The organism is Desmonostoc vinosum (genome assembly GCF_059505385.1).
This window is the reverse complement of sequence record NZ_JCACKM010000304.1, coordinates 1-3,709: the sequence shown is the minus strand read 5'-3', so window position 1 is coordinate 3,709 and position 3,709 is coordinate 1. Positions and strand designations below refer to the sequence as shown.

The window sequence follows — 3,709 nt, the reverse complement described above, 5'->3', positions numbered from 1 at the left end:
GGTTGGCAACAATTTGAAATTGACTGTGATGGTCGCATCATCTCAATTACAGTCAAACCCAAAGTTTGGAAGAAACTGACCGATGCCCAAGCTAATTACCCACAGTGGGTAGGGGCGATCGCTGGTAAACTCGGTCAGCAAACAGAACAGGGGTTCGTGCTGGAAGAACCCAACATACAAGTTTTCGAGCGTAAGCCTAAGCCAGAAGCAACAACTACGGCTGGTGCAGCTTGAGAAAAGACCTCATCCCTGCTGAGTAGGGGTGAACAAAAGTTACAAATGTGGAGGATACAAGGGTAAAGATAACTATATTGCTCGATACCAAATGACCAGAAGTTCTGTAAGATTAAGCCTAGTTGAAGCGATAAATGGAGGTAATCACATAGTACTCAAAAATTTAAAGGGCAAAGAGCTACTGAGGAGTAAGCACTTTACCCGATAACAAAAAACAGAATAATTTCAGAGCGGGGTTATCTCCGAGGAACCAAAGCAGTGGTATGTAAAGTTTGCCCGCTTTATCCACTAACTGGTCAAAAGAGATTGAGTCCACGCTACTTCTCGTATTATAACGAGAAGCCGCACAAATGCAATGCATTCGTGTGGCAATTTTAGCTTTTGAAATTTCTTAATCTAGTAAAATATCAAGCATTGTAAAGAAAACTCAAGAATTTCGTAGCTAAAGGCTGTAGTAGCGCGAAACAATTCGCAATTCGCAATTCGCAATTACTTAAAAAGACGTATTTTGAGAGGTTACGCCACGACAAATACGGTATCTTTTGGAAAAGCCCAACTTTTACTGTGGGATAATAACTGCGAATTGCGAACTGAAAATTGCGAATTGGATATGACCCCCTCTGACTTGTCACTCAACAATCAGAGGAAAATAACGTGAAAAACGACAAATGCCCAACACAAGAGGGCGAAATTAAACTGTCAGGGGTCGTCTCTACACCAAGCACACCCCTGAATTCCGATGCCCAAGAAAATTGGATTATTAACTCCTTCAGAGAAACTCGTTTTCAAAACGTCTTAAAAAGAGCGACGATATCTCCGAAAACAAGTTGGTTCTGGCATCACAACAGGGTACTGCACTTGTCAGAGGCGGCGATCGCGGTAATTGCATGTAACCTAAATGATTACGGACAAATCTTAACAAAGCGATATCAGTTAACCCAAGAGATACAAAAGCTAGACCCTGTTGCAAATCTGTTACTGCTGATTACTCCAGACACAACACACACATTTGGCATAGTGTTGTCAACTCAATCAGATTTCAGCACCAACATTCTTTTTGTAGAGAAAAAAGAAGACAGATGGAAGAGGTGGAGTAGTGAAGAAGTAGCAATTCACAATTCCCCAACATCAACTAGCACTATTTCGACACGCCATCAAGCCGAAGATTTGGCGCTGTGTTCTAACAACAGCGACCGGAGGTATTAATCATGTTGAACAAAAATACCACCCTGGATCGCAATCAAATAGAGCAACACCTAGCAGCACTAGGTTTTAAGCATGGAGATGCAGTATACCTACGCAGCTTTTACCCCAGTGATGACCCACGAAAAAATGAAGATAAAGGCAGAAGTGCTGTAGTACGCAATATAAAGCAGTTAATCAACACCGTCACAGCTTGGCAAAGTGACGGCAGGGGTGTTTACTTCGTAGTCAACGGTGGTGGGCAAGCCGATAAGGATGTCACTAACTGTCGCGCCATCTTCTACGAACACGACAATCTCGACAAAGAATTACAAAAACAGTTGTGGCGATCGCTTTGTTTGCCAGAACCCAGCTTACAAATAGACACAGGTGGTAAGTCCATCCACAGTTATTGGATTGTTAATCAATCAATTAACCCTCAACAGTGGAAGCAGCTGCAAACTGATTTATTGGAATATTGTGATGGCGATCGCTCCTTAAAAAATCCCTCGCGGGTGATGCGGTTAGCTGGCTGCTGGCACTTCGCACCAAATAACATACAAAATGCGCTTTCCCAAATCATTCTAAACACAGGGAAAAGATATAGTTACCAGGAACTTAGAGAAATTATTCCTCAGCAGGATAAAATTACTCCATCAATACCATCAATACCAACAGGCGACGTACCACTAGAGTGCTGTTTGACCAAGGCAGACAGAGCATTGATTGACGGCGGTGCAGGCAAAGGAGAGAGAAACAACAAAGGTGCAGCACTGGCCCGTAACCTGATTGGCACAGTTGCTAGACTCGCTTACTTGGGGTATCACTACAGCGGCGACCCCAGAACATTATTTGATGTGTATTGCTCTAGCTGTTCCCCACCCTTACCCGCCAGAGAAGCTGACTCAATTTGGAAATCAGCCCAAAAAGATAATCCTACTGCCACACTTACGGATGAAGCTTTGGACAATTGTATAAAATTGTGGTACCGGAGGCAGCAACTGACTTCTCAACAACCACTGGTTAATGGCAAGAAAAACCAGACTGTCACTGGTGACAGTGCTAAAAGCGGTGACAATCCTAACCAAGAACCCATAAGCCTTGCAACGACTGTCACCACTGTCACCGACATCTTGGCTGCTGGTTTAACTGACTATGAAGAGACACAAAAGCTAGAAGAGACTCTAAGTAAAAGCGTTGTTACAAAACCTGCATTTAAACAGTTAGTTTCCTCTGTCAGAAGCCAATTTGATGATGTCTACCCCGAAGACGAAAAACGCTTAGATAACCTGATTAATTGGCACAATGCGAAGTTGGATTTTAATCAGGCCCTGCCCAGTATGGCAGCAGACTTGTTGCACGATGCCGAGATTCTCAACATTGAGCCAATAGTGATTTGGCAACCATTACTCGCAGCTGTACTTTCTCTAGTAGGCAAGCGGGTAAAACTAAATGCGGAATCGCACACTGTACCAGCGATCGCCTGGACAGCCACCGTCTTAGAATCAGGGGGTGGTAAAACCAGGGCCGACACTTTGGTATTGACACCAATTAAACGCAAGCAGTTTGAAGCCCGTAAAAACTACCTGGCGCAGGTTGAAGCATATCAAGATTGGAAAGAAGGAGACACAGATGAACCTCCCTCTTACCCAGTAGAACGCAAATACATGTTTGAAATGGCCACAATTCAGGCTGTCATTAAGCGCCTTAGTGAACAGAAAGACAATGGTGTGCTGTGGGCCAGAGATGAATTGGCGGGTTTGTTTAAATCCTTTGGGCAGTTTGGCAAGGGAGAAAATGAAGGGCTGGAATGTTTGCTCAAGCTTTGGGATGGCGCACCGGCACAGGTTGACCGAGTAAGCCAAGTTGACAGTTATGCAGTTGAAGAGACGGCCCTTTCAGTAACTGGTGGTATTCAGCCAGGAGTGTTCCGCAAAATCTTCGCAGATCCTGAAGATTCACAAGGGATGCTAGCACGGTTCTTGGTGGCTAAGGCTAACGCACTAATACCAAGGCGTGTAAAAGGTTACTGTGTATTAGCTGAGAAACTGCCACCTTTCTATGACTGGCTAGAGAATTGCCCAATGGGTGTAGTCAAGCTATCTCCTGCTTGTGATGCTTATTATACAAAGCTATGTCAGGTAATTGGTCGCCAAGCTTGGGAGACAACGCAACCTGCAATTAGGGCATGGATGTTCAAGCTGCCAACCCAACTATTAAGAATCGCTTTAGCTCTGCATTTGATTGAATGCTATCACGATCCTAATCGTAATTACTGGCAAATACAAACTGA

Annotated in this window: 3 protein-coding genes; all 3 read left to right on the top strand. The window is 44.1% G+C overall.

Features of this window, described 5'->3' with window-relative positions; translation table 11 throughout:
* Positions 1-234: fertility inhibition FinO-like protein (locus AC5JMF_RS31285; RefSeq protein WP_495799601.1), on the top strand; the 234-nt coding region annotated here is incomplete at its 5' end.
* A 654-nt stretch (positions 235-888) separates the two neighbouring features.
* Positions 889-1,440 (top strand): hypothetical protein, encoded by a 552-nt coding sequence (locus tag AC5JMF_RS31280; protein WP_495799600.1) that lies wholly within the window; start codon positions 889-891, stop codon positions 1,438-1,440.
* 2 nt (positions 1,441-1,442) lie between these two features.
* Positions 1,443-3,709: DUF3987 domain-containing protein (locus tag AC5JMF_RS31275; protein ID WP_495799599.1), on the top strand; the 2,267-nt coding region annotated here is incomplete at its 3' end.